The organism is Streptomyces diversicolor (assembly GCF_057537855.1).
Genome location: NZ_BAAJXA010000007.1, coordinates 203,545 through 229,215 on the forward strand (window position 1 = coordinate 203,545; position 25,671 = coordinate 229,215).

General features: G+C 73.3%; 15 protein-coding genes and 1 pseudogene. 6 read left to right on the top strand and 10 right to left on the bottom strand.

All coding sequences use genetic code 11. The annotated features are described in order from the left end of the window. Positions 1 to 9: 9 nt before the first annotated feature. The 3 genes and pseudogenes from AC27LF_RS10710 to AC27LF_RS10720 all read right to left on the bottom strand — a co-directional run. Complete coding sequence (locus tag AC27LF_RS10710) at positions 10 to 996, bottom strand: alpha/beta hydrolase (protein ID WP_479662753.1); 987 nt, start codon at positions 994 to 996, stop codon at positions 10 to 12. Positions 997 to 1,065: 69 nt separating this feature from the next. Next, a complete protein-coding gene (locus tag AC27LF_RS10715; RefSeq protein ID WP_479662799.1) occupies positions 1,066 to 3,570 on the bottom strand; it encodes a helix-turn-helix transcriptional regulator in 2,505 nt (834 codons plus the stop codon). Between the two features lie 585 nt (positions 3,571 to 4,155). Further along, a pseudogene (locus AC27LF_RS10720) lies at positions 4,156 to 4,551 on the bottom strand (ATP-binding protein); the annotation flags it as partial. A gap of 68 nt (positions 4,552 to 4,619) precedes the next feature. On the opposite strand from AC27LF_RS10720, the gene AC27LF_RS10725 reads away from it, so the two are divergent. Then, entirely contained in the window at positions 4,620 to 7,430 is a 2,811-nt protein-coding gene (locus tag AC27LF_RS10725; protein WP_479662754.1) for a helix-turn-helix transcriptional regulator, read from the top strand. 175 nt (positions 7,431 to 7,605) lie between these two features. Here the strand turns inward: AC27LF_RS10725 and AC27LF_RS10730 are convergent, their stop codons facing one another. Next, entirely contained in the window at positions 7,606 to 8,526 is a 921-nt protein-coding gene (locus AC27LF_RS10730) for a UTP--glucose-1-phosphate uridylyltransferase (protein WP_479662755.1), read from the bottom strand. Between the two features lie 358 nt (positions 8,527 to 8,884). Between AC27LF_RS10730 and AC27LF_RS10735 the strand changes: the two genes are divergently transcribed. Both AC27LF_RS10735 and AC27LF_RS10740 read left to right on the top strand, forming a co-directional pair. Next, entirely contained in the window at positions 8,885 to 9,220 is a 336-nt protein-coding gene (locus AC27LF_RS10735; protein WP_479662756.1) for a trypco2 family protein, read from the top strand. Further along, a complete protein-coding gene (locus AC27LF_RS10740) occupies positions 9,207 to 13,553 on the top strand; it encodes a trypsin-like peptidase domain-containing protein (protein ID WP_479662757.1) in 4,347 nt (1,448 codons plus the stop codon). The genes AC27LF_RS10735 and AC27LF_RS10740 overlap by 14 nt, the downstream gene beginning before the upstream one ends. A 78-nt stretch (positions 13,554 to 13,631) precedes the next feature. On the opposite strand, the gene AC27LF_RS10745 is transcribed toward AC27LF_RS10740, so the two are convergent. Next, positions 13,632 to 15,455: a heavy-metal-associated domain-containing protein gene (locus tag AC27LF_RS10745; RefSeq protein ID WP_479662758.1), complete on the bottom strand. Its 1,824-nt coding sequence runs from the start codon at positions 15,453 to 15,455 to the stop codon at positions 13,632 to 13,634. Between the two features lie 17 nt (positions 15,456 to 15,472). Between AC27LF_RS10745 and AC27LF_RS10750 the strand changes: the two genes are divergently transcribed. Together AC27LF_RS10750 and AC27LF_RS10755 are read left to right on the top strand one after the other, a co-directional pair. Further along, a complete protein-coding gene (locus AC27LF_RS10750; protein ID WP_479662759.1) occupies positions 15,473 to 16,783 on the top strand; it encodes a magnesium transporter MgtE N-terminal domain-containing protein in 1,311 nt (436 codons plus the stop codon). Positions 16,784 to 17,220: 437 nt separating this feature from the next. Beyond that, positions 17,221 to 18,786: an NRAMP family divalent metal transporter gene (locus tag AC27LF_RS10755; protein WP_479662800.1), complete on the top strand. Its 1,566-nt coding sequence runs from the start codon at positions 17,221 to 17,223 to the stop codon at positions 18,784 to 18,786. A gap of 280 nt (positions 18,787 to 19,066) precedes the next feature. Here AC27LF_RS10755 and AC27LF_RS10760 read toward each other — a convergent pair whose 3' ends face one another. Further along, a complete protein-coding gene (locus tag AC27LF_RS10760; RefSeq protein WP_479662760.1) occupies positions 19,067 to 19,729 on the bottom strand; it encodes a phosphoribosyltransferase in 663 nt (220 codons plus the stop codon). Positions 19,730 to 20,014: 285 nt separating this feature from the next. Here AC27LF_RS10760 and AC27LF_RS10765 point away from each other — a divergent pair, with 285 nt between their 5' ends. Beyond that, entirely contained in the window at positions 20,015 to 21,706 is a 1,692-nt protein-coding gene (locus tag AC27LF_RS10765) for a PP2C family protein-serine/threonine phosphatase (protein WP_479662761.1), read from the top strand. Positions 21,707 to 21,762: 56 nt separating this feature from the next. Here AC27LF_RS10765 and AC27LF_RS10770 read toward each other — a convergent pair whose 3' ends face one another. The 4 genes from AC27LF_RS10770 to AC27LF_RS10785 all read right to left on the bottom strand — a co-directional run bounded on the left by AC27LF_RS10770 (position 21,763) and on the right by AC27LF_RS10785 (position 25,646). Next, on the bottom strand, positions 21,763 to 22,509 hold the full coding sequence (locus AC27LF_RS10770; RefSeq protein ID WP_479662762.1) for a GNAT family N-acetyltransferase: 747 nt from the start codon (positions 22,507 to 22,509) through the stop codon (positions 21,763 to 21,765). 136 nt (positions 22,510 to 22,645) lie between these two features. Further along, the gene (locus AC27LF_RS10775; protein ID WP_479662763.1) at positions 22,646 to 23,746 is read right to left on the bottom strand and encodes a glycoside hydrolase family 172 protein; all 1,101 of its coding nucleotides are present in this window, start codon (positions 23,744 to 23,746) and stop codon (positions 22,646 to 22,648) included. A 60-nt stretch (positions 23,747 to 23,806) separates the two neighbouring features. Further along, the gene (locus tag AC27LF_RS10780) at positions 23,807 to 24,595 is read right to left on the bottom strand and encodes a carbohydrate ABC transporter permease (RefSeq protein ID WP_479662801.1); all 789 of its coding nucleotides are present in this window, start codon (positions 24,593 to 24,595) and stop codon (positions 23,807 to 23,809) included. A 118-nt stretch (positions 24,596 to 24,713) separates the two neighbouring features. Then, positions 24,714 to 25,646 (bottom strand): carbohydrate ABC transporter permease, encoded by a 933-nt coding sequence (locus AC27LF_RS10785; RefSeq protein ID WP_479662764.1) that lies wholly within the window; start codon positions 25,644 to 25,646, stop codon positions 24,714 to 24,716. Positions 25,647 to 25,671: the final 25 nt, after the last annotated feature.

A 25,671-nucleotide genomic window follows, 5' to 3' on the forward strand; every position in this document is an offset into this window, starting at 1 on the left:
CCGCGCGGTTCAGCGCAGTCGGGCCCGCAGGAACGCACACCCCATCGTGACGGCCGCCCGGGTGGGCGGGCTGTCGCGCAGGGCGTGCAGGGCCACGAAGTCGTGGATCGTGCCGAGGACCCGCACGGCGGACGCCTCGACGCCGGCCGCGCGCAGATGGCGCGCGTACTGCTCGCCCTCGTCCCGGGTCACATCGGCCTCGGCGGTGACGACCAGCGCCGGCGGCAGCCCCACCAGGTCCTGTCTTCGCGCCCGCAGCGGGGAGGCGGTGGGCTCGTCGCGCAGGTCCGGGTCCGTGACGTAGCGCGCCCAGTAGCCGCGCAGCGCCGGCCGGGTGAGCAGATAGCCGGTGGCGAACTCCCGCTGCGAGGGGCTGTCGCAGCGGGAGTCGGTGAGCGGGTAGTAGAGGAGCTGTGCGCTCAGCCGCGGCCCGCCGCGCGCCTTCGCCAGCATGGTCACCGCGGCGGCCAGCGTGGCACCGGCGCAGTCGCCCGCGACGGCCAGCCGGCGCGCGTCGAGACCGAGTTCGCCGGCCCGGGCTGCCGCCCAGACCAGCAGGGCGTAGCACTCCTCCAGAGCCACGGGATAGCGGACCTCGGGGGTACGGCTGTACTCGGGGACGACGGCGCACACGCCCGCGCCGTGGACGAGTTCGCTGATGAGCCGGGCGTGGGTCTGTGCGTCGCCGAGCGCCCACCGGCCGCCGTGGAGGTACAGGAGCGCGGGCAGCGGGCCGGTCGCACCGGCCGGGCGGACGGTCCAGAACCCGAGCAGCCCGGAGGGGCCGAGGGAGGCCACGCGGTAGACCGCGTCCACGGCGAAGTCCTCGAACCGGTCCACCTGGGTCTCCCGCAGCGCCTGCCGCGCCGTCACCGGCCCGAGGTCGTCGAGGGACGGGGGCGTGGCGGACGCGTCGACGACGCGCTGCACCGCGGGGTCGAGGAGGACGGCCGGGCGTGCGTCACCGCCGGGCCGGTCCCCGGAGACTCCCGGCATCACGCACTCCCCTCTGGCTGGGCCGCGCCGCCCGCCGTCGGCTCCGCACGGCACCGGCCGGTTTGCGCCTCACCTGTCCTGGAGGAGGTCACGCAGTTGCTGGCGGCGGCTGATGCCGAGCTTCGGGTAGACGTTGTACAGGTGGGAGCCCACGGTACGCGGCGAGAGGAAGAGCTGTTCACCGATCTCCCGATTCGACAGGCCGCGCGCGGCCAGCTGCACGATGTGTCTCTGCTGGGCCGTCAACCGCTCCAGTGTGCCCGAGGTGTCCGGGGTGGACGCCGCTCCGCTGGCGCGCAGTTCGCCGCCGGCCGCCGCGGCGAGGGCGCCGGCACCGAGGCGTTCGGCGGTCTCCAGCACGCTGGTCAGCTGCTGGCGCGCCTCGCGTGTGCGCCGGGCACGCCGCAGCCAGATGCCGTAGTTGAGGCGGACATGGGCGCGTTCCCAGGGCCACCGGTCCGCCTCGTGGTTGACCAGCGCGAGCTGGAAGTGCTGCTCGGCGTCCTCGCCCGGGTCGACCAGGGCGGTGGCATGGTGCAGGAGCAGCGTCATCCTGGTGCTCGGGCGTTCCCCCTGCTCCGCGCGGACCCGGCTGAGCACCGGCACCACCGCATCGGACCGGCCGGTGCGCTGGGCCGCCGCCGCGAGGTCGGCGATGCTCCGGGGCGACAGGACCGGGTGCAGGGGTGGGCCGTCGGCGGTGAACAGCTCGCGCAGATGTCGCCAGCCGCCGTCCCAGTCGCCCAGCGCGATGGCGGCGAGTCCCCGGGCGCGCAGCAGACGTGCGTGGGTGGCCCGGTTCTCGTCCAGGCAGACGGCACGCCACACCGAGGGGGTGAGCCAGGGCTCCGGCGGCACGGTTCCGCGCAGCGCGTGCAGGGCGAGGGCCTGCGCCTCAAGGTCCGCCCGCAGGCGCGGCAGGCGCAGCACCGCGGCCTCGGCCGTGGCCTCCCGGATCAGGGCCTCCGCGTCGGTGAACCGGCCGACGCCCATGAGGGTGTCCGCGAGGGCGAGGACCTGCCGGCCGCGGACGCCGAAGGCACGGGAGGCCCGCAGCCGGGCGTCTCTCTCGCGGAACTGTCCCAGGCGTACGTCGGCCTCGTCGGCGAGGTGGGCCGCCGCGAGGAGCGCCGCCCGGCAGGCCGGTGTCCGCGAGCCGTCCAGGGGCACACCGTGCGGGCCAAGGGGGCGGGCCGAGAAGCCCGTGCCGGCCTGCGGCCCCCGTACGGCGGTGGCCGGCGCGTCCAGCGCCTGCTGGATGTCCGGCTCGTCCAGCAGGCCCAGAAACCCGGCCGCCGACGGCGGGAGCCGCAGGGCACGGTCGGTACCCCCGGCGCGGTCGGTGTCCCGGGTTCGGTCGGCGCTCCGGGCTCGGTCGGTGTCTTGGGTTCGGTCGGTGTCTTGGGCTCGGTCGAGCAGCGTGGCCAGGCCGGTCCTGTGTTCCGGCAGACCGGACTGGGCGGCGATGCCCGCCGCGACCGCCGTCACCGCGAGCGCCATGGGACGGCCGGCCGCCGCGAAGTGCCGGGAGACGTCGACCAGCAGGTCGAATGCCTCCCGCTGGGCGGACTCAAGGGACAGGATCGAGGCCAGGGCACCGGCCGCCGCGCAGATCTGCTCCGGTTCCCCGAGGTCGTGGACGAGCCTGCCGTACAGGTCCCGCACCCAGCCGGGATCGCCCACCGCGTGTGCCGCCACCAGGGCTTCGGCCAGCCGGCGTGCCCGCTCCGGCCGCCGTGGGCTGAGCCGGGCCGCCTGCTCCAGGGCACGCGCGGTGCCCACGACGTCCCCGTGCCGCCAGGCGGAGTCCTCCAGCGCGGCGGCCACGGACTCGTCGCCGCGCAAGGTGGCGGCGGCCAGGTGACGGGCCCTGTGCTCGGGCCGCGTGGCGGTCTCGGCGAGGTCCAGATGGGCGCGCTGCCGCTCGCTCGCGGGATGCCGGCAGTACGCGGCCGACCGCGCCAGCGGATGCCGGAAGACGAGGCGGTCCTCGACCAGCGAGACCAGACCCGCCGCCTCCGCCGGGGCCCACACGGCGAGGTCGTCGGTGTCCAGGGCGGCCATGAGGACGGCGACGCTCTCCCCCGGCCCCGCCGCCGCGGCGTACAGCAGGGCCCGTGCCGTCTTCGGGGGCAGCGCGTCGAGGCGTGCCGCGAAGGCGTGGCCCGTCGGCGGGCGCCGCGCCGGTGTGGTTCCGGCGCCTTCCGCTCGGGGGGCGGCGGGCACACGGCGGCTCAGTTCCACCAGGGCCGACGGGTTGCCTTCGGCCTCCTCCAGGATCTCCAGCCTGCGCCTGCCGGTCGGCGCCGTGGGCTGCCGGTCCAGCAGCGCCGCGGCCGAGGGGGCGCTCAGCGGGCCCAGGTGCAGGCACTCCAGGGCGGGGGGCAGGCCGGGCGGTGGCGTCTCGCCCCGTGCGGTGAGCACAATCCTGAGCGGGCGGCCGGCCAGGAGCCGGATTCCCGCGCAGAGCGCGTCGAGGAAGGCGCGGTCGCAGGCGTGGATGTCGTCCACGCACAGCAGCACCGGCCGGGACGCGGCGAGCCGGTCCAGCAACGCCAGCAGGGCGACCCGCACCTGTCCGTCGTGCGGCGCACGGTCCCCGGACGCGCCGTAGCGGAGCCCACGATCGTGAGACCCGCCCTCGCGAGACCCACCGTGCGGGGATGCACCCTCGTGGCGCCCACCGCCGTCAGAGCCAAGCCCTTGAGCCCCGCCGCCATGGGCCCCGCCCTCGCGAGACCCAACCCTGTACGACCCACCACCGTAAGACTCACCGCCACGGGGCCCACCACCGCGGGGCCCACCACCGTGGGGCCCACCACCGTGAGGCCCACCACCGTGAGACCCGCCGTCATACGGCCCACCCTCGCGAGACCCACCGCCATGGGGCCCACCCGCGTGAGACCCGCCGTCATACGGCCTACCCTCGCGAGACCCACCGCCGTGAGGCCCACCCCCGTACGACCCACCACCGTCAGACCCACCGCCGTACGATCCGCCCTCGCGAGACCCACCACCGGGAGACCCCCCGTCATGGGACCCCCCGTCATGGGACCCCCCGTCATGGGATCCGCCCCCATGAGGCCCCGCGTCGGGGCGTGCGTCGGCGTGGAAGGCGGGGTCCAGGGCGGCGGTCAGGACCTCGCCGTGCGGGGCGGGCAGCCCGGGCAGCTCGTCCAGGACCGGCGCCAGCAGTTGCCGCAGACAGGCGCGGGCGTTGCGATGGTCCGCGGCCCAGCCCTGAGCGGACAGCACGAGCGTGCCGTCGGCGCCGGCCAGCTCCCGGGCGTGCCGCAGCAGGGTCGTACGCCCGATTCCCTCCTCCCCGAGCAGCAGCAGCGCCTGCGGGCCGCCCGGCGCGCGCCGCACGCACTGGAGGATGCGTTCGATCTCGCCGTCCCTGCCCAGCGGACGGGACGACGTCGTACGGCAGGATGATCGACGGGCGGCTTCCTCACCGGCCGCGGAACGGGACGGGGGGACCTTCATGCGTGTACTCCGGACCTGCTCGGCTGCCCAGGGCGTTGGACCTGTTTCCCTGGCCGGGTCCATCATCGGGACAGCGGGCGGGCCACGCTTCTGTCACATGACCGGTCGTCCGCGGCCGGCCGGACGGCCGGATCATGAACGACACCGGGAGGAACACGACCGTGGTGCACATCGGCCCCGACTACCCCGCCGATCCGGGCATCCTCGGCAGGGCCGCCGAGCTGTCCCGCCTCACGGACCTGCTCGGGGCCGTGGACGGCACAGGACCGCAGGTGCTGGTGCTGGTCGGGGAGCCGGGCGCGGGCAAGAGCACCCTCGTCGACTGGACGGCCGAGCAGGGCAGGGCCCGGGGCCTCGGGGTCCTGCGCGTGCGCGGCAGCGAGGGCGAGAGGGGACTGGGGCTCTCGGGCGTCCACCAGCTCCTGCATCCGCTGCTTCCCGGTGACGGACTGCCGGCGCCGCAGCGGGCGGCCCTCGACCGTGCGTTCGGGATGACGGCGGCACAGCACGAGGTGAACCTCGATCAGCTGTCGCTGTGCATCGGCGTGCTCGCCCTCATCGGCGAAGCCGCCGCGCGCCGACCGCTGGTCCTGCTCGTGGACGACGTGCAGTGGCTCGACCTCGGCTCGGTGGACGTGCTGGGTTTCCTCGCCCGGCGTCTGGAGGGCAAGCCGGTGGTGCTGCTGCTCACCGCCCGCGAGGAGGCCGTGCCGGCCCGCTTCGACCGGGACTTCCCGCGGGTGACCGTGGGTCCGCTGAGCAGGGCGGCGGCAGGACTGCTGCTGGACGCCCAGCCGCAGCCGCCCCGCGGCAGGGCCCGCACCCAGATCTTCCAGCAGGCCGCCGGCAACCCGCTGGCCCTCATCGAGCTGTCCCGGGCCCTCGCCCGGGGCCGGACCGGCACGGGTCAGGACGGCGGTGCCGCCCTGCCGCTCACCGCACGCCTGGAGAACCTGTTCGCCGCCGACCTGCCCGGCCTGCCCGAGCCCACGCGTGAGGCGCTGCTCCTGGTCGCCGCCGCCGGCACCGGGCGGCTCGCCGACCTCCTGCGGGCCGCGCCGTCGTCGGACGTCGTCCAGGCGCTGGACCCGGCGGAGCGCGTCGGACTGGTGCGGATCGAGGACGGCCAGGTGCTGCTCCGCCACCCGCTGGTGCGCTCGGCCATCTACCAGGCGGCGTCCTTCGCCGAGCGCCGGCACGCGCATCTCGCCCTGGCCGGCGCTCTCGCCGACGAGCCGGACCGCCGGGCCTGGCACCTGGCCGCCGCCGCGACGGGCCAGGACGCGGAGGTCGCCGACGCCCTGGCGCAGAGCGCCGAGCGCGCGCGTGCCAGGGGCGGGTACGCGGCGGCCGCCGCGGCGCTGGAACGCGCCGCGGAGCTGACCCCGGCGGCGGAGCCGCGCGCCCGGCGACTGCTGATGGCCGCGCAGGCCGCCATGTTCGCCGGCCATCCGCAGTGGGTCGGTGAGATCAGCGGCCGGGTCGGCGATCTGACCGAGGACGCGCGGCTGCGTGCCGAGGCATCGCTGTTGGGCGGATGGGCGCTGGGTGTCACGCTCCGCCACGAGGAGGCGCTGACCCTGCTGCTGGGCGTCGCCGAGGCCACCGCGGCCTCGGCCCCGGATCTGGCGCTCAGTACCCTGTCCACCGCCGCGACGTCCGTGTACAACTCAGGGTCGCCGTTCCACCGGGCCGAACTGCGGCGGATCGGCGCCCTGATCGATGAGCGCGACGATCCCGCCGGGCTCGCCTGGTCCCAGGCCGTCATCGACCCGCACCGAGGGCGGACGCGGCTGCTCGGGCTGTTGAAGGACGCGCTGGCCGCCGTGGAGCGGGAGTCCCTGAGTGACCTCACCGCGCTCGGCGGCACGACCTGGATCCTGGACGAGACCGAGGACGCGGTACGGATTCTCGGGCAGACCATGGACGTCCTGCGGCGGGCCGGCAGCGCGGGCACGAACGCGACCGTCACGCAGGCGCTCGCCCTCGCGCTGTTCGAGAGCGGTTCGTGGACGGCGGCCCAGGACGCGGCGGACGAGGCGTTCTGGATGGCGACCGAGGCGGGAGCCGACAACGTGACCGTGGGCTCCTGCGTCCTCCAGGCCACCCTGCGCGCGCTGCGGGGCGACCATGCGACGGCGCGGGCGCAGGCCCTGGAAGCCGTTCGGGGCGTGGACCTGCGCAGGTCCCTGAGCCTCCAGGTGCGGCACCGGCACGCCCTTGCCATGGCCGCGTTCGTCGCCGGGGACCACGCCGACGCCTACGAGCAGTTGCGCGCCACGTTCACCCGGGACTTCCGCCCGGCCCCCGTCCACTACCACGCCTCCCTCTACTATCTGGGCGACCTGGCCGCCGCTGCGGTCCGTGCCGGGCGGCGGGACGACGCACGTACGGTGGTCGAGGCCGTCGAGGACAGCCTGGAACCCGACAGGTCGCCCCGGCTCGCCGCCGTCCTGCACCGGGCCGCGGCCCTGCTGAGCGACACCGATGACACCGATGACACCGAGAAGCGCTTCAGCGCCGCCCTGGCCGATTCCACCACCGACTGCTGGCCCTTCGAAAAGGCGCTCATTCAGCTCGACTTCGGTGAGTGGCTGCGCCGGCGGCGGCGCAGCGCCGAGGCACGCCCGCACCTCGCGGCGGCCCTGGAGTGCTTCCAACGACTCGACGCCCGGCCCTGGACCGATCGCGCCGCCGCCGAACTACGGGCGGCGGGAGCCCCGGCGGGGGCGGCCACGGCCACCAGTACCGCCGGCCAACTCACCGCGCAGGAACGGCAGATAGCCGAACTGGCGGCGCAGGGTCTGACCAACCGCGACATCGCTGCCCGGCTGTACCTCTCGCCCCGCACCGTCGGCTACCACCTGCACAAGATCTTCCCCAAGCTGGGTGTCAGCGCCCGGGCACAACTCCGCGACGCCCTGGCCCAGGATCCGCCGCGGTGACGGCTGGCGGACCACGCGGTCACCGGGCCGCTTCCGCCGAGGCGAGCCGCGGCGCAGCAGCGGACTTGGGGGTGAAGCGCAGCCCGCAGCGGACCAGGAACCGGTACCCGGCGGCCGGAGCCCGCTCTGTCTTTGGCCACGCGGTGCCCGACGGCGGCCCGGGAACGCAAGCGGCTCAGGCGGCAGGGGGGTTGTCCAGCCGGTGGACCAGGTCGCGCAGGACGGGCCCGTACTCGGGGTGGGCCAGGGCGTGCGCCATCTGGGCCACGAGGTAGTCGGCGGGGTTGCCGGTGTCGTACCAGGTGCCGCGGATGACCTGTCCGTACACCGCGCGGCTGGCGGCGTAGGCGTTGATCGCGTCGGTCAGATAGACCTCGCCCACCGGTCGGCCCTTGTCCCGGGCCTCGTACCAGCGCCGGGTCTGCTCACGCAGTTCGTCCACGATGCCGGGGGTGATGACGTAGCCGCCGATGGCCGCGTACTCCGAGGGGGCGTCGGCCGGTTCGGGCTTCTCCACAAGACCGGTGATCCGCAGCTGTCCGCCGCCCAGGTCCTCCTTCACGATCGGCACACCGTAGCGCTGGGACTCGTCGCGGTCCATCGGCAGCAGGGCCAGCACCGGGCAGCCGGTCTGCTCGTAGGCGCGGATCAGTTGCTGGGCGCGCGGCACCTCAGCGACGAACACGTCATCGGGCCACAGGACGAGGACGGGCTCGTCGCTGAAGGAGCGGGCGGCGTTCAGGACAGGGGTGCCGTTGCCGTACGGGCCGTGCTGGTCGAGGTAGGTGATGTGACCGCTGCGGGCGAGTTCGGCGACCTCCTCCACCGCGTCCGCGTACGCCGTCTTGCCGTCGGCGCGCAGTTGGTCCACGAGGCCCGGGTTCGGCCGAAAATGGTCCTGGATCAAGGACTTGCCGCCGCTGACGACGATGGTGATGTCGGTGATACCGGAGTCCACGAGTTCGCGCACCGTGTGCTCGATGACCGGTTTGTCGCCGACCGGAAGCATTTCCTTCGGGATCGCCTTGGTCAGGGGCAGCAGGCGTGAGCCGAGTCCAGCGGCGGGGATCACGGCCCTGCGGATCGTCGGAGGCATCGGGTCTCTCTCGGTCGATCGGCGCGCCGTGCCGGCCGACGCGGCGCGTCCCGACGCTACCAACGCTGTGCGGGGCCGCACGAACGCCGGGGACCCGATCCCGCTCCCCGCGTGCCGCCCCTACGGTCGCGCCGGGTGAGGAGACGACCCCGAGGTGCGACGGGGCCCCTCGGGACGCAGCCGGAGCTGTCGGCGGCACCGCCGCGCCCTCCTGGCCCGCCAAGTGACGCAAGCAGGGCATTCCGGGACGGCTCCGAGCCCCGGCACGGCACGGTGATGCAGGAAGCCCCCGGAAGGGTCAGCCGGCCCGGGCCGGAATCCCTGGACTTCGGGCCAGGGATCACGTCAAAATCCCGCTATGGCAGCGAACGGGGAACGCGGGATCGAACTCGCGGAGCTGGTGCGTCAGTTGCGGCAGGAGCTCAAGGCCGCGGCGGCCGAGGGCGCGGAGGCGGGCGACTCCCTCCAGTTCGAGGTGGGGCCCGTCGAGGTCGAGGCGACCGTCGCGGTCTCACGCGAGGGGGGCGCGCACGGCAAGGTGCGGTTCTGGGTCGTCGAGGCCGGCGCGGACGGCAAGGCGGCCCGGTCCACGACCCAACGGCTCAAGCTCACACTGCATCCCAAGGCGGTGGCACAGGACGGTACGACCCGCTCGCCCCTGATCTCCGGTGACGAGGTAGATGGCGAACGCTGAGGTCATCGGGCGCGGGGCCACGGGGTGGGACGCACCCGGCCGTGTCGCGGAGGTGATCGTCAGCCGCTCGGCGGGCAGGGGCGCACGTGCCTCCGGCTATCTCGTCGCCAACGGCAGGGTGTTGACCGCGTGGCATCCGCTCGACGGAGCGTCCGGTGTGCGCGTGCGGTTCAACGCCGACCGGCAGGACGAGGCCGGCTACGAAGCGTCGGTGGGGTGGGCGAACGCCGAGATCGATGTCGCCGTGCTCGTCTTCACCCCCTCGGCCCCGGGCCCTTCGGCTCCCTCCCCCGGTCACCCCGCCCCTCCCCCACGTCCCGCACCGGCGACGGTGCCCGCGTCGTTCGGCTGTGTCGGCGAGGGCGCCGCCCGCGTCGAATGCATGGCCTTCGGTTTTCCGCTCTTCAAGCTCCGCGGGGGCCGCTACCGTGACCTGGAGGCCGCGCAGGCCACGTGTGTGCCGCTGTCCAACCGACGGGAACGCACCCTCGACCTGAAGATCGTGGGCCCTCCCTCACCGGACGACGACCCTCGCCCGGTGACGAGACGGTCGCGCACGGACGGCGGCGACGGCGGCGACGGCAGCAACGGCGAGCCGTACAAGCCGTGGGAAGGCATGTCGGGAGCGGCCGTCTTCAGCCGCGGGCGGATCATCGGCGTCGTCATCAGGCACTACGCCTCCGACGGTGCCGCTCTCACCGCGGCCCGGATCGACAGCCTCCAGGACCGCGTGGCGCCCGACGAACTGCGCCGGCTGGAGCGGTTGCTGGGCTGCGGCAGCCTGCGCCCCGACGACCTCGCCGATGTCGGACTGCCTCCACTGCCCAGTGGCATCCGCACCCACCGGCAGACCCTCGGCAGGAACTCCAACCGTGACAAGTATCTGACGGACGACCAGATCCGCTTCGTCAGCCCCGGCGAGGGCCACCGGGCGGACCCGGACAACCTGCTGACGCGGCTGACGGCGGCGTCCGCGCCGGGTTCGACGTCCCTGGGGGTGGTGCTCGTCGGCGCCGCGGGGACCGGCAAGACACGTACCTGTTTCGAGGTGGCGGCCCGGGCCGACCGGCAGGGCTGGACCGTACTGCACCTGGCACCGAAGAAGCCGGTCACGGCGGAGGAACTGACCGGGGTCGTCCGCGACATGCACGCGCGGAACCGGGACGTGCTGCTCGTGCTCGACTACCTCGACGGGTATGAGCATCTGGACCTCTTCGACTTCGCGGACGAGGTCAGGGCGGAAAGCACCTCATCGGCCCGGCTGGCGTGCATCGCCTCGCTGCGCCCCGGAGCGGTACCGCGCGCCGAGGCCCTGGGGCGTCTCCGGTTCCTCGACCGGGTGGAGGTCTCACAGGACGGAGAGCACCAGAGGGCCGTCGCCGACCGGATCATCAACAGCGTCGCCAGGAAGGCCGTGGATGCCTACGGCGCGGAGCGGATCGCCGCGGTCTGCGGGCACCGCCCGGTGCTCACCCTGCTGATCGCGCGGGCCGTCGAGTCCCGTGTGAGCGACGGCGAGCAGGCGGCGCTGGATCTGTCGGGGCTGCGCAACGTCCAGGATCTGTCCTACTGGCTGCGGGAGCGCACCGGGGAAGAACTCAGCGACTCGCGCACCGACCTGCTCGCCTCCGCGGTGGCCGCCGCCTGCTGCCCCCAGGAGAAGGAGTCGGTGGAGGCCGCCGTCGGCACCTTCCTCCAACTGCATCAGGACCGCGCCTTCGACGCCGGCCGGATCGGCGTCGTCGGGCATCTGTGCAAGCTGGGCTGGCTCTTCGCCTCCGAGGGCGAAGTCCTCGACGTCATCCATGACTTCGTGGCCGACGAACTCCTCCAGCAGGCGCTTGTTCCCCGAGCGGGACGGCTCGAAGCCGACGCCGCCACGCGGATGTTCTCCGCGTTCCTGACGAGCACACACACCTTCCGGCTCGCCGCCGACACCGTACGGCGGTGGTCGGCCGATCTCGATCCGGCGGTGGGCGACGATGTGCGCCGGGTCTGCGCACAGTGGCTCGCGGACCCGGCGGGCCCCGCCGGGCGGCTGGCCGGCGAGGCCGATCTTGAGGAGACCGGCCGGACCCTTTTGACCCTGCTGTCGGGGCCGCCGTGGCAGGCCGGGGTCATCGCGTCCTGGGACACACTGGTGCGGCCCTGGCTGGGGCGGGCCGAGGCCGAGGGCCCGCGCCCGGCGCGCACGCTGTTCGCCAACGCGATCCGCAACACCTCCGACGCCGTGCCCGCACGTCTGGCTTCGGCCGCCTTGGAGTGGCAGGCGGCCAACCGCCATCGGCTGTACGAGACCCGTCCGGTCCTCGAAGCCCTGCTCCGGGCGCCCGGCGTACCGGCCGGGCACCTGGACACGGCCGCCGAGGAAGCGGTCGCATGGCTACGCCACCCCGTGATGAAGGGAAGTCTCTCCCTCGCCAGTGCGCTGCTGGCCCGAACCGATCTGCCCGGGGACCGCATCGCACAGGCGGTCGAGGCGGGCCTCGGTGTGGCCGGCCGGCGCCTGCCGTCGGCCGCGACCGCCCATGTGCTGCGCGCGCTCCTGTGCCGTGAGGACCTGGGGGACGAGCAGAGGGGCAGGGCGCTGAAACTCGCTTTCGACTGGCTCAGGCTCCACCCCGACGCCGACACCGCCACGTTCGTCCTCGCCGAACTGCTCAAACGGGACGACCTGGACGACAGCCGGACCAGGGGCGTCATCGACCGCTCCCTCAACTGGCTCGGAAGCCACGGCACTTCCCTCATGGCTTCGTTCGTGCTGAGGGGTCTGCTGGAACACCCGGCCCTGCGGGGAAAACCCGCCGACACGGTCGTGGGCCTCGCCTGCGCCTGGCTCGCCGAGCACGGCACCTCGCACGAGGCGACGTTCGTACTGGACCCCCTGCTCGTGCGTGTCCCCGTCCCGGACGGTAAGCACGACGCCGTCGGCCCGGCCCTCGCCTGGCTTGAGGAGCACAGCCGGCGCGGGGACGCCTTCTTCGTGCTGCGCAGGCTGCTGGAGAACACGGACCTGTCCCCCGGGGCGGCCACCAGTGCCGCGGAGCACGCGGTGAGATGGCTGGCCACCGGGCACCACGCCGCACAGGACGTCGCCAAGTGGGTCCTCGCGCCCCTGCTCAAGCGGCGCGGACTGCCGGACGCCGACCGGCACTGCGCGGCGGCGGTCCGCTGGCTCGGCTCCCCCGCCAATCTGAGCGGGGACGACGCCAGCTTCGTCCTCCAGCCGTTGCTGGCCCATCCACGGCTCGACCCGCACAGCGAGACCGCTGCCCGGCACGCCCTCACCTGGCTCAGGGACCACGGCGCATCACCGAACATCTCCTACGTGCTCCAGCATCTGCTCCCCCTCGACGCCCGCATCGGCCCGCATGACCCGCACACCTCGGGTGCCGTGGCCGACGGCGAGGGAGTCGACGCCGTCGGCGCGGCGTTCGGCTGGCTCACCGCAGACACACACGGCACGTCTCCTCAGGCACGCTTCGTACTGGAACCCCTGCTCAAGCACCCGGCGGTCGGGGCACGCGCCGCTCCGCTCGCCCTCGCATGGCTCGCCGAGCACGACAACGCCCTCAGCAACACGGCGTCGTTCGTGCTGGAAGCCCTGCTCATCTGCCCGGATCTGGCCGAGCCCGCCCAGGCCCAGGGCCTGCGCCGCGCCCTCGACTGGCTGGAGATCCACCACACCGCCGAGAACGCACCGCGGATACTGAAACGCCTGCCCGGCTGCCGGGTGTCCGGCCAGGAACTGCGCCGGCGCACCGTGGAGCGGGTGCTGGACTGCGTGGGCCACGGCCATATGGTGCTGGCGAAGGAGAAACTTCCCGCGCTGTGCCGGCTGGGACTGGTGCCGCTCCCGGACGCGACACGAGCCGTCCTCGTGGACCTCGCGCTGCGCGAGGCGTGCGGGGGAGAGCCGATCAGTTCGCGGGGCAGGAAGGTGCTGCGCGCTCTGCTGGAGCGGACGGATCTCGACCCTGACCGTGCGGGCGCCGTCACGGCACGGGCACGGACGTGGCTCGCCGAACAGGAAGGGCTCTCGCCGTTCACCGGGGCCATCCTGGGGCCGCTCCTCGACCCGCGCCTGCCCGCGTCCGGACAGATCGAGCGGGCCGCCGTCGTGGACATGGCGCTCAGCTGGCTGGAGACCTACGCCGGGTGCCGGTACGCCGGGCATGTGCTGGCCGCGCTGCTCGAAGGACCCGGCCTGACCCGGTCGCAGACCGACGACTGCCTGGCCAGGGCCGCCGACTGGCTGAGCAGCCCGGAGCACACCGGCATGGGCCCGGACGACGAGCACGCCACCCGTCTGGCGAAGCTCCTCGGACGCTGACGGCGTGTCACCCGAACTCGCCCCGCATACCGCCGAGTTCGGACATACCAGCACAGGGCGGCCGAAGGCGTGCGGATGTCAAGGGCTCGCGGTGGCGGCGGGTGTGCGGGCGGCGCGGCGAGCGGTCGCCGCCGCCCACAGCAAGGCGACCAGGCTCGCGATGTGCATGGGGGTGAGGGCGTGGAGGACGCCGTGCCTTCGCCCGAGGAGGGCGAGCAGAACGCCGAGCGCCGAAGCCGCGAAGGCCAGCCGGACGGAGCGTTCCGAGACCGTGCGGGCAGCGGTCACCGCCCGCAGCACGCGCCACGCGTCCTCCAGTCCGTTCAGGGACACCAGATCCGCCGACCAGGACGCCTCGGCACCGGGTTCGCCGGGGACGGCCACCGCCACATCCGCGGTGGCCAGCGCCTCCGCGTCCCTGCCGGAGACGACCAGTACCGCCTCGCCCTGTCTCTGCAACTCGCGCACCCTGTCGGCGACGCGTCCACCCGGGCCGGTGATCTGCTCGACCGGTGCCGGCAGCCCGTGCACGCGTGCATCGTCGGTGAGCACGACGCGTGCCCCGGTGGCGCGGGCCGCGGCCAGCACGGGCACGGTCAGCGGGTCGAGGCCGCCCTCGGGCCCCCGCCCGTTCACCAGCAGCGCCGAGTCGATCACGACGGCGGAGACCAGATCGAGCAGCCGCAGCGCCGACGGGTCGAGCGGTACGACACCGTGCCGGGCCAGATCGCGTCCGACCGCCGCGGCGAAACCCTCCCGCCCGTAACGGGCGGCCCGGGGCACGGCGACGAGCAGCGCGTCCGCGGCCCGCCCGGGGCTGCCGGTCAGCGCGAGCACCGAGGCCGCGGTGAGCGGGGCGAACGGCGCAAGCCGCGCCTCCCACCGCTCGACGGGGCCGGAGCGCCGGGCCCTGGCACGCAGGTGCCGGGCCGGTCGAGTCCGCGGCACACAGTCCGGGCCCGGGCACAGCTCCCGTTCGCGCCGCTCCCAGACCCGGCGCCGGGCATGCCTCTCGCCGAACTGGAACGCACGGCTCACCGCGTCGACCATCGGCATGCCGACGCCGTCGCACAGTCCGTTGAGCGTGGCGCTCGCCAACGACATCACCAGATCGGCCTGCACCGGCCCGATGCGCCGCACCAACGGGCCGCGCAGTTCCCGCTCCAGTTCCAGCGCGGCCACGGCGGCGGGCACCGCCCGGGGCAGCACCGGGAGGCGCAGGACCCGCTGGACGACGGCGGCGGCCACCGCGGCGCAGTCGACGAGCAGTTCGGTCGCCGCGGTGGCGACCGGCACGTCGTCGCCCGGAGTGACCGGCTGCGCCCAGGCGAACTCCGCGTCCCGCACGCCGTGGGCGTCCTCCACCGCCCTGACCGTGTCCAGGAGCCGGTCGACGCCGACCCTGCGCTCGTCGAACGACAGCAGCACCTGGCCCGTGACCGCGTTGACCTCGGCCCACCGCACCCCGCTCAGTGCGCGCAGCGACCGGGTCACCCCGCGGCTCAGCCGTTCACGGCTCGGATCCCCACGGTCCGCGCGGTCGAGCCCCCGTACCTCGATGTGCGCGCGCCCGTGACCGGTCCACACACGACGGATGTGCCGCCGCGGATGGAGATCGACCAGGGCCTGTCCCAGGCGTACGGCCCGTCCGGGCAGTGCCGCCGCTACGGAGCCACCGTGCCGGGCCGCCGACGCCCCGGCGCTCCCGGTCCGGCGGGCGACGCGCCATCCCACTCCGGTCACCCCGCCGGCCGCGCCACCGACCGCACCGACCGCACCGGCCGCCGCCCGTCCCGCGCTTCCCGCCGTGCGGACGCCCATCCAGCCCACGAGGCCGAGCACACCGCGCCCCGCACGAGTCCAGGACACGTCACCGCCCGTTCTGTACCCGATGGCGCCCATATGTCTAGCGTGGGGGTGTGGATCGCATCGTGCATCTCGCCCAACTGCTCCGCCGACCGGTGATCGGGGGCGACGGTGAGGTGGTGGGGCGGCTCGCGGATGTCATCGTGCGGCTGCGGGGACCTGGCTACCCGCTGGTCACCGGCCTGGTCGCCCGGGTGGGCAGGCGCGAGGTCTTCCTGCCGGCCGAGCAGGTCGCCGACCTGGACGCGGAGAAGATCACGCTGGCCAGCCCACGGGTCGACCTGCGCCACTTCGAACGGCGCGAGGGCGAGGTGCTGCTGCGCGCCGACGTGCTGGGCCACCGCGTCATCGACGTGGCCGACGCCGAACTGGTCCGGGCGTACGACATCGAACTGGAGCAGCGGCTGGACCAATGGGTGCTGACCTGCCTGGACACGCGGCGGCCCGCGCGGTTGCGGAGCCTGTTCAGGGGGCGTGCCCCGCAGCCCCACTGGCGGGACTGGACGTCCTTCGAGCCGTTGATCGGACATGCCCGCTCGGCCCGGATACGAAGGTCGTTCGCCCGGCTCAGACGGCTCAGGCCGGCCGACCTCGCCGATCTGCTGGAGGACGCCAGTCGCACCGAGTCGCACGAGATCCTGCAGACCGTCCACGCCGACCCCGAGCTCGAAGCCGATGTGTTCGAGGAACTGGAACCGGACTCGCAGACGCGGCTGCTGGGCGAGCGCAGCGACGCCGAGATCGCCCAGGTGCTGGCCCGTATGCGCGCCGACGACGCCGCGGACGCGGTCAACGAGCTGCCGCAGCACCGGCGCCAGCCGATCCTCGACGCGCTGCCCGCCGGGCAGCGCACCAAGGTGCTGACGCTGATGGGCTTCAACCCTTCCAGCGCCGGGGGGCTGATGGCGCTCGACGTCCTCGCCATGACGGGCGACAGCACCGTCGCGCAGGCGCTGCGCTCGGCCGGTGCCGCCCACACCCTGCAACCCCAGGCGCTGACCAGCGTGTATCTGGTCGGGGAAGCCGGGGAAGGCGAGCGGCTGCTCGGCGTGGTCACCCTGGTCGAGTTGCTGCAGGCCGATCCGGCCGCGCGGCTGGACGAGGTGGCCGACCGTGATCCGGTCCGGGCCGGGCCGGACACCGATGTCGAGGACGTGGCGCTGCTCATGACCGACTACAACCTGCTCACCGTCCCGGTGGTCGACGACGAGGACCGCATCCTGGGCGTGATCACGGTCGATGACGTCCTGGAGGAGGTCATCCCGGAGGACTGGCGGCGACGCGAGCCCGCCGCGCACGCGACCCGTCACCTGGAGGAGCCCGGTCCCACGGACGCGCCGCACGACATGCCGTCCGGATCATGAGCGGGGAGGAACGGCCCCCCGGCGGAACCGGCCGCCCCGAGCCGTCCGCCCGGCCCGGGCCCGAGCATCCCCAGTCGCCGCCGAGCCGCACCGACCACCCCGCCGAACCGCCCGCGTACCGTCCGGCGGAGCCCCGCCCGACCGAGCCCCGCCCCGCGGACCGCCGTCCGGCAGAGCCCCAGCCGGCCGAGCCCCGTCCCGCGGAGCGCCGTCCGGCAGAGCCTCGTCCCGTCGAGCGTCGTCCGGCCGACCGCCGTCCGGCAGAGCACGAGCCCGTCCCCGGGCCTGCTGAGCCACCGCGGGAAAGGCGTCGGCCCGGACCGCCCGCGAAGCGCGCCGCCGAAGCCCCCGCGCGGACACCGGCGGCCCGTCCGGCCGCGCCACCCAGCCGAGCGGCACGGGCCGGCACCGTACGCGACGAGGCACACCTCGGCGAGATCCAGGGCGCCTTCGGCCGTGTCCCGCGCGAACGCCCCGGCGGGCGCCCCGGTCTCAAGGCCCGGCTGCTGACCCTGCTGGCCATCGTCGGCCCGGGCATCATCGTGATGGTCGGCGACAACGACGCGGGCGGCATCGCCACCTACGCGCAGGCGGGCCAGAACTACGGCTACTCGCTGCTGTGGGTGCTGCTCCTGCTCGTTCCGGTCCTGATCGTCAACCAGGAGATGGTCGTACGGCTGGGCGCGGTCACCGGCGTCGGCCACGCACGCCTGATCACCGAGCGGTTCGGGCGGTTCTGGGGCTGGTTCAGCGTCGGCGACCTGTTCCTGCTCAACTTCCTCACCATCGTCACCGAGTTCATCGGCGTCTCGCTGGCCGCGCAGCACCTCGGTGTCTCCCCGTACGTCGTCGTCCCGGTGGCCGCCGCCGTCCTGATCGCCGTGACCGCCAGCGGTTCGTTCCGCCGCTGGGAGCGCGCGATGTTCGCCTTCATCGGTGCCAGCCTGCTGCTGGTTCCCCTGACCCTGATGTCCGGGCCGCAGTGGGGCCGGGCGGCGCACGACTTCGTGGTGCCCGGCATCCAGGGCGGCGCCGGCGGCGAGGCCGTCCTTCTGATCATCGCGATGGTCGGCACCACCGTCGCGCCCTGGCAGCTGTTCTTCCAGCAGTCCAACGTCATCGACAAGCGCATCACCCCGCGCTTCATCGGCTACGAGCGTGCCGACACGGTGATCGGCTCCCTCGTGGTCGTCGCGGGCGCCGCCTCGTTGATCATGGTCGCCGACTTCGCGGCCCGCGGCACGGCCGCCCAGGGCCACTACACCGACGCCGCCGGCGTGGCCGACGCCCTCAGTCAGCACGCCCCCGTGCTGGGCGTGCTGTTCGCCGTCGTCCTGCTGGACGCCAGCATCATCGGCGCGGCCGCCGTCACCCTGGCCACCAGCTACGCCTTCGGTGACGTCTTCAATCTGCGTCACTCCCTGCGCCGCAGCTTCGGCGAGGCCAAGCAGTTCTACTCCTCCTACAGCCTGCTGGTGCTGGTCGCGGCGGCCATCGTCCTCATCCCGGGCGCACCGCTCGGTCTGATCACCGAGGCGGTCCAGGCGCTGGCCGGACTGCTGCTGCCCTCGGCGAGCGTGTTCCTGCTCCTGCTGTGCAACGACACCCAGGTGCTCGGCCCCTGGGTCAATCCGCGCTGGCTGAACGTGCTGGCCACCGTCATCATCGCCGTCCTGCTGATGCTCTCCGGCACGCTGATGGCGACCACGCTGTTCCCGGAGATCAATGTCACCCGGCTCACGGTCTGGCTGGCGATCGCGCTGGTCACCGGCCTGACCGCCGCCGCCGTCGCGCTCCGGGCCGCCCGGCGGCGCACACCCGCGCGACCGGTGCCGGTGCTGTCGCAGGCCGAGAAGCTGGCCTGGCGCATGCCGCCCCTGGCCCTCCTGCAGCCGGTGCGCTGGTCCGCCGGCACCCGGCTGGGCATGATGGCGCTGCGCGGCTATCTGGCCCTCAGCGCCCTGCTGCTGCTCATCAAGGCGATCCGGCTCGGCGGTGCCTGAGCACGCGTCCGGCCCAGTTCCAGCGCCGCCCGGCAGGAGACCTCCGGGCGCGCCGCTCACAGGGGAGGTGACGGACCCGGCGACCGCCGGGGCGTCGAGGTCCGCCGCGGAACGCTTCGACCTGGCTGTGCCGGAGGTGCTTGACACCGCCCTCGCACCGGAGCGCTGCCCGCGGACATCCGCGAGCTGCTGCCCTGGGCGTGCCACCGAGGGCGAGAGCGGACACGCGGGCGTTCACGTGTGGCCGTAGAGCTGAGTCGTAGAGCTGACACGCGGGCGTTCACGTGTGGGGCGTGGAGATCCTGAGTTCGTCCAGGAGCCGGATGACCTGGTCGTCGCTCACCTGCTCGAAGTCGTCGTACCAGAGGCCGACCGCCCGGAAGTCCCAGGGCCGCTGCAGACAGACGACGTCATCGGCTTCCGAGCGCATCTCGGTGGCGGTCTCGGCGGCGCAGACCGGCACGGCGAGGATCAGCCGGGCGGGTTCCAGACGGCGGAGGTGGCGCAGGGCGGCGCGTGCGGTGGCGCCGGTGGCCAGTCCGTCGTCGACGAGGACGACGGTGCGGCCCTGGACGTCGGGCGCGGGCCTGCCGCCCCGGTAGAGCAGGGCGCGGCGCTTCAGTTCCCCGCGTTCACGGGCGACGTCCTCGACGAGGCGGTCCTCACTGAGGCCCAGCATCTGAAGTGCCCGCCGGTCGAACAGCGGCGGGTCGTCGCCCACGAGCGCGCCGATGCCCGTCTCCGACCGGCCGGGAAGACCGATCTTCCGTGCGACGAGCACGTCCAGCGGTGCCCCGAGGGCCCGGGCGATCTCGGCGGCCACCGGCACACCGCCTCGGGGCAGCGCGAGGACGAGGGGATTCGGAAGCTCGCCCTCGGACGCCCACTCCATGAGCCGAAGGCCGAGCTCCTGGCCGGCTTCCCGGCGGTTGCGGAATCGCATGACGTGGCCTCTGCCTCTCTTCCGTTCTTCCGTGAACGACTCGGCACGGGCTCTCGGAGTTTCCCGCCGGCCGGCGCTGAAACGGCGGTTCCGCCGCCGCGGCGGTGACACGCCGGCCCGGCGGTGCGCACGGCGGACGGCCCGGCGCTCCGCACGGCCGGTGGCCTCGGGGCGGAGCCGGCGGCGCCCGTCGTGCCGGACACGGGTGCGGTGACGGCATCACCGCCGGCCCTGGGGGAACCCCGAGGAGGCGGAGGTCGTTCTTCCTGCGACGGGAGGCGGGTCATGGTGGGCCTCGGTGGTGCTCGGGAGGCGGTGGCCGGGGCCCTGGACGCGCTGGGCGCGGGTGCCTACCTCGCGGACGAGCAGGGCTCCATCGTCGCCGTCAACGCGCGCGGCGAGGAACTGCTGGCCCGCCCCGCCTCCGGCCTGCTCGGCCGGGACGCGCACGACCTGCTGCACCGCACCAGCCGCGGGGAGCCCGTACCGAGGGCCCAGTGCCGGATCCGCGAGAGCATGCTCGTCGGGCGCACGGAGCAGGGTGCCGACGCATGGTTCGAGCGCGGCGACGGCACGGTGCTGCCGGTGGCATGGCTGGCCACCCCCTGTGACATCGGGGTTCGCCCGTCGGCCACGCTCGTCCTCTTTCACTCCGCGGGACCCCCGGGGCGGCCGGTCCGGCGGACACCGGCGAGCGGGCGGCTGTCCGAACTGGAACGGCTCGCGCTGCTCGCCGAGACGACCACCCTGCTCACCTCGACCCTGGACATCGACGAGGCGTTGCGCCGCCTGATCGGCCTCGTCGTGCCCCGGCTCGGGGACTGGGCCGTCATCGACCTGATCGACGAGCAGAACGACGTGTGGCGCTTCGCGGTCGCCCATGCGGGAGGCGACACCCTGGTGTTCCGGGAGGATCTGCAGGGGCCCATGCCGCCGGTGCCGCAGGAGTCCTCGATGCCCCTGTCCCGCGCTCTGCGCGGCATCGCGTCCTCCCTCGCCGGTCCCAGGAACTATCAGGGGCCGCCGGACTCCGGCATCGCCGTCGAGCAGCGGCGTCTGTTCGAGGCGACCGGGATGCACTCGGCGGTCATGGTCCCCCTGCGCAGCCTGCACGACGTCCTGGGCGCGCTCACCCTCGGCCGCGCCGACCAGCCCGAACGGTTCACCGCGAGCGACACCGCCCTGCTGGAGGACATCGCCCGCCGCGCCAGCCTCGCCCTGGAGAACGCCCGCCTCTACCAGCGGCAGCGCAAGGTCGCCGAGACCATGCAGCGCCATCTGCTGCCGAAGCTGCCGCGCGGTCCCGGCCACGGCATGACCGCCCGCTATCTGCCCGCGCCTGACGCCTCCCAGGTCGGCGGCGACTGGTACGACGCGTTCGCCTTGGCGGACGGCGCCACCGCCCTCGCCATCGGCGATGTCGTCGGTCATGATCTGGACGCGGCGGCCGGCATGGCGCAGTTGCGCAGCATGCTCCGCGCGTACGCCCTGTCCCAGACGAAGCCGCCCAGCAAGATCGTGGAATGGCTCGACCAGGCCACCTCGGACATCGCGGAGGTCTCCATGGCGACGCTGGTCTTCGCCCGCATGACACAGACCGACGCCGGCCGGTGCGAGCTGACCTGGACCAACGCGGGCCACCCGCCTCCGCTGCTGGTCACCCACGAGGGAGTGGCCCGCTATCTGACCGAGGGACACGGGGTCCTGCTGGGCGTCGCACCCGATGAGACACGCCCCGACGCGACGGCGGAGCTGCCGCCCGGGTCGACGCTGCTGCTCTACACCGACGGCCTGATCGAGTCCCCGGGCCGCACCCTGGACGAGGGGCTGAGCCGTCTGCGCCGACATGCGGCGTCCTTGGCGCACCGTCCGTTGGAGTCCTTCATGGACCGGTTGCTGGCGCGGGCGCGCCCACCGGACAACGAGGACGACGTCGCCCTGCTGGCCGTGCGGCGGGCACCCGGCCCGTCCTCCTGAGGCCGCCGGGGGCAGGGCGGATCCCGGCGGCGGGCAGGGCGGTGCGCCGTAGGGGCCTACGGCACCACGACGGTCAGCGATGTGGCGGTCAGCTCGAAGCCGAGTCTCTCGTACACGCGGCGCGCCGGGTTACCGTCGCTCACGACGAGGGTGATGTCGCTCAGCCCGTCGGCCGCGGCGGCGCCGAGTACGCGACGCAGCAGTTCGGCGCCGACTCCCGCGTAACGGGTCCCGGGGCGGCGGAACACATCCGCCACCCAGGGCCGGCCGTCGCGGTCGGTGACGATCGCGCCGGCGACCACCTGGTCCGCCTCGTCCACCACCAGGGCACTGCACCCGAGGACCGGACCGAGGACAGAGCCCGCCAGCAGCGGGGCAAGACGCTCCTTCAGCGCCTGTTCGTCGCTGCCCGGGTGGTGGTCGGGGTGGCCGGCCGGGAAGGCGGCCCGCCATGCCGGGAAGACCGCCTCGGCGGCACGGTCGCACGGAACCGCGCGCAGCCCCTCGCCGAGGGGACGAGATGACCAGTCGGCCGGTGGCGGCGTCGCGATCAGATCCCTTCGCATCTCATGGGCGTGCCGCATCACCCGGGCACCACGGCGCAGCAGTTGCTCACCGAGTTCCACGGACCCCGACACCGCCCAACCGGACATCTCGGAGACGATGATGTCCACGGGGTCGGGCCCGACCACTTCGGCCATATCCGCCCACGGGTGCCCGTCACGGACGCCGCGCTCGTAGGTCAGGACGGGCACGCCGTGCGCGTTCGTCAGGGTCTGGCGCTGCTCATCGTTCTCAGTCACTCAACGTCCTCGGTAGATCATCTGCGATCGGCGCTGACATCTTCCGGTTCCGCGTCCGACGCGGCAACGGGATTGACACGCGCGGGCGCAGTGCCACGGCCTCGTCCGGGGTGTGCGCGCCCGCCGGTGCTCCTGCTCAGCGGGGCCGGCGCTCGGCAGCGGGCGGCAGGGCGGCACGGGCGCCCTCCGGTGCGTCCTGGTACCAGTACGCGGTGGTGCTCACATCGTCCTGCCGTTCGAACAGGCCGTGGTCCCAGGCGCCGATCTGTTGCAGCGTCACCTTCAGCCGCTCCTCGAAGTACACCGGGTCCGGCAGGTGCCAGCGGTACAGGCCGTGCATGGGCGGCATGTGGGTCGCGAAGGGCGACGCCTTCGTGGTGTCGCGCGCCGAGTGGTAGGGGTAGCCGCAGTACGGGGCGTTGAAGGTGAGCACCGTGGGTTCCGGGTCGTTGCGCAGCTCGTCCTGGAACGCCCACGCCCCGCCGGCGTAGTCCTCAAGGCCGGTGCTGCACAGGGTCGGCAGTTCCTCGTCGTCGTCCACGAAGAACTTCACCTCGCCCTCGCCCCACCAGTACCGGTGCAGTGAGGCCAGAGCGATGTACGTGCCGACGTAGGTGCCACGGCCGCGTACCGCGTCGAGCACGACATGGTCCGTGCCCAGCGGTGTGGACCCGTTGGAGCGGCGCCACTGGGCGTGGAAGTAGCCGGTGTCCGCGCCGATCTCGTCGCCCGTGGTGTAGTCCACCTGGTAGAAGACGTGGGGCAGGTCGGCGCCGTGCTGGCTCTCCAGGGTGAGTCGGGCGTGGCTGCGGAACGGCATCGGGAAGTACGCGTTCATGCCGCCCGTCGGAGCGACGACGATCGGAACGGACGTCACCAGGGCTCGGGTGGCGAACCCGTTGCAGAAGAAGTCGCCCAGGGGGACTTCGACGGCGGGCACCTCGGAGCCCTCCCAGTAGGCGCGCAGCACGAGGTCGCGGAGGACGAACGGGCCGCCGTCGGCCGTCCGGTCGGCGACGGTGATCCAGATGTGCCGGATGACACCGGGCCCTTCGATCTCCGCGAGGGTCAGGGACTCACCGGCGGGCAGGGGCAGATAGGCCGCCCCCTTGCGGCCGGGGCCGAGCGCCGATGCCGCACGGCCCGCGGCGCCGGCCGCACCGGTGCGGTTCTCGGCGTTGATGGACCGGCTGCGAACGCCCCTGTTCGGGCTCAGGGCACTCCAGTGGGTGAACACGTATGCTCCTCGGACGGTGCTGGTGCGCGGATACGGCGGCGAACGGCCGGGTACGCGCGCTCACTTGACGGCTCCGGCGGTGACACCTCGGCTGAGGGTCCGCTGGAACACCAGGAAGAAGACGAGGGTGGGCAGAAGGGAGAGCAGCGACCCCGCGTTGAGGACGGTGATGTCGATCGAGTGCTGGCCGCGGAGGGTGGCCAGGGCGATCGGTACCGTCTGTGCCGACGGGTCGTTGAGCAGGATGAGCGGAAGGTAGAACTCGTTCCACGTCCAGATGAAGAAGAACACGACGAGGACGGACAGCGTCGGCCGCAGGACGGGGAAGACGACCCGCCACAGGATCTGCCACCTCGACGCGCCGTCGATCACGGCGGCTTCGAGGAGCTCCTTGGGCAGGGTGGTCATGACGCTGGCGAGCAGATAGGTGCCGAACGCGGCCTGGAGCACGGTGAACACGATCACCACGGACCAGACGCTGTTGAGCAGCCCCACCCTTTCCGCGCCGTAGAACAGCGGGTAGATCAGCGCCTCCTGCGGCACCATCGTGGCGAGCAGGAGCAGGACGAGGATCACGCCGTTGCACCGCACCCTGCCGATGCCGATGGCGTAGGCGCTGATCAGGGACAGCGCGGCGCCCAGGAAGGCGACGGAGCCCGAGATGAGCACGGAGTTGCCGAGCGCGACCGGGAAGTCGACGAGCGACAGATAGCGGGAAAACGCGTCCGGTGTGAAGGTGCTCGGCCAGGAGAGCGGGCCGTGCGTCGAGTAGTCCGCGCTGGTCTTGAAGGCGTTGAGGACCAGGAGCAGAAACGGAGCGAGCATGACCACGGCAACGGCCACGGTCATCAGCAGCACGAGCCAGCGCAGGGGGTGGCGCCCTCGCCGGCCTCGTTCGGCGGGGCGGGCGTCGGGCCGGGGCCGGGTCTCAACGGCCGCGGGTGCCGGTGGGGTCTGGGCCTTCATGTCAGCCCTCCTGGCGTTCGGAGCGGCGCTGCCACACGATGAGCAGGGCGGCGATGAGGAAGATGACCAGCGACATGAAGGTGGCGATCGCGGCGCCGTAGCCGACGCGGGACAGTTCGAAGAAGGCGCGGTACGCGTAATAGGACGGCACCACCGTCGAGTTCTCCGGGCCGCCTCCGGTGAGGATGAGGATGGGGGCGAACACCTTCAGCGCGCCCACGGTCGCGGTGAGCACCACGAAGAACACCTCGGGCCGGATCTGCGGCACCGTGATCGCGCGGAACCGCCGCAGCCAGCCGGCTCCGTCCAGTTCGGCCGCCTCGTAGAGTTCGGGGTCCACCCGCTGCAACGCGGCCATGAACACCACCACGGGGTAGCCGATCTGGAGCCAGACGAGCATGAGCATCACGGAGTACAGCGCCAGATGGGGATCACCGAGCCAGTCGGGTCCGGAGGTGATGCCGATCGAGCGGAGATAGGTGTTGATCGAGCCCTGTCGCGGGTCGAGGATGGTGCTCCAGATGAAGCCGGCGACCGCGATCGGCAGGATCTGCGGCAGGTAGTACGTCGCGCGCAGGAAGCTCGCGGCCCGGGCGCCGAAGGTCTTGCCGATGTAGTCGAAGAGCACCGCCGCGAGGACGACGCCGATCAGGGTCGGGACCACGACGATGGCGACGATCATGAACAGCGAGTTCCGGAACGAGTGCCAGAAGTCCGCGTCGTGCATCAGGTCCAGGTAGTTGCCGAAGCCGTACCAGTGCTTCGGCGCCATGCCTCCCTTCCACTGGTAGAGGCTGAGGACGATGTTCATCACGAACGGCGCGGCGACGACGACGGCGAAGCCGGCGGCGATGGGCACCAGATAGAGCCAGTACGAGCCGGATCTGCTGCGCCGTCTCCTGGGCAGACGCCGGTCGGGGACCAGTGCTGACATGGGGTGTCTCTCTTCTGCGGGGGAC

Coding starts and splice junctions, on each gene's coding strand:
- AC27LF_RS10710 (WP_479662753.1), bottom strand. CDS start 996: ATGCCGGGAGTCTCCGGGGACCGGCCCGGCGGTGACGCACGCCCGGCC.
- AC27LF_RS10725 (WP_479662754.1), top strand. CDS start 4,620: ATGAACGACACCGGGAGGAACACGACCGTGGTGCACATCGGCCCCGAC.
- AC27LF_RS10730 (WP_479662755.1), bottom strand. CDS start 8,526: ATGCCTCCGACGATCCGCAGGGCCGTGATCCCCGCCGCTGGACTCGGC.
- AC27LF_RS10735 (WP_479662756.1), top strand. CDS start 8,885: ATGGCAGCGAACGGGGAACGCGGGATCGAACTCGCGGAGCTGGTGCGT.
- AC27LF_RS10740 (WP_479662757.1), top strand. CDS start 9,207: ATGGCGAACGCTGAGGTCATCGGGCGCGGGGCCACGGGGTGGGACGCA.
- AC27LF_RS10745 (WP_479662758.1), bottom strand. CDS start 15,455: ATGGGCGCCATCGGGTACAGAACGGGCGGTGACGTGTCCTGGACTCGT.
- AC27LF_RS10760 (WP_479662760.1), bottom strand. CDS start 19,729: ATGCGATTCCGCAACCGCCGGGAAGCCGGCCAGGAGCTCGGCCTTCGG.
- AC27LF_RS10765 (WP_479662761.1), top strand. CDS start 20,015: ATGGTGGGCCTCGGTGGTGCTCGGGAGGCGGTGGCCGGGGCCCTGGAC.
- AC27LF_RS10780 (WP_479662801.1), bottom strand. CDS start 24,595: ATGACCGTGGCCGTTGCCGTGGTCATGCTCGCTCCGTTTCTGCTCCTG.
- AC27LF_RS10785 (WP_479662764.1), bottom strand. CDS start 25,646: ATGTCAGCACTGGTCCCCGACCGGCGTCTGCCCAGGAGACGGCGCAGC.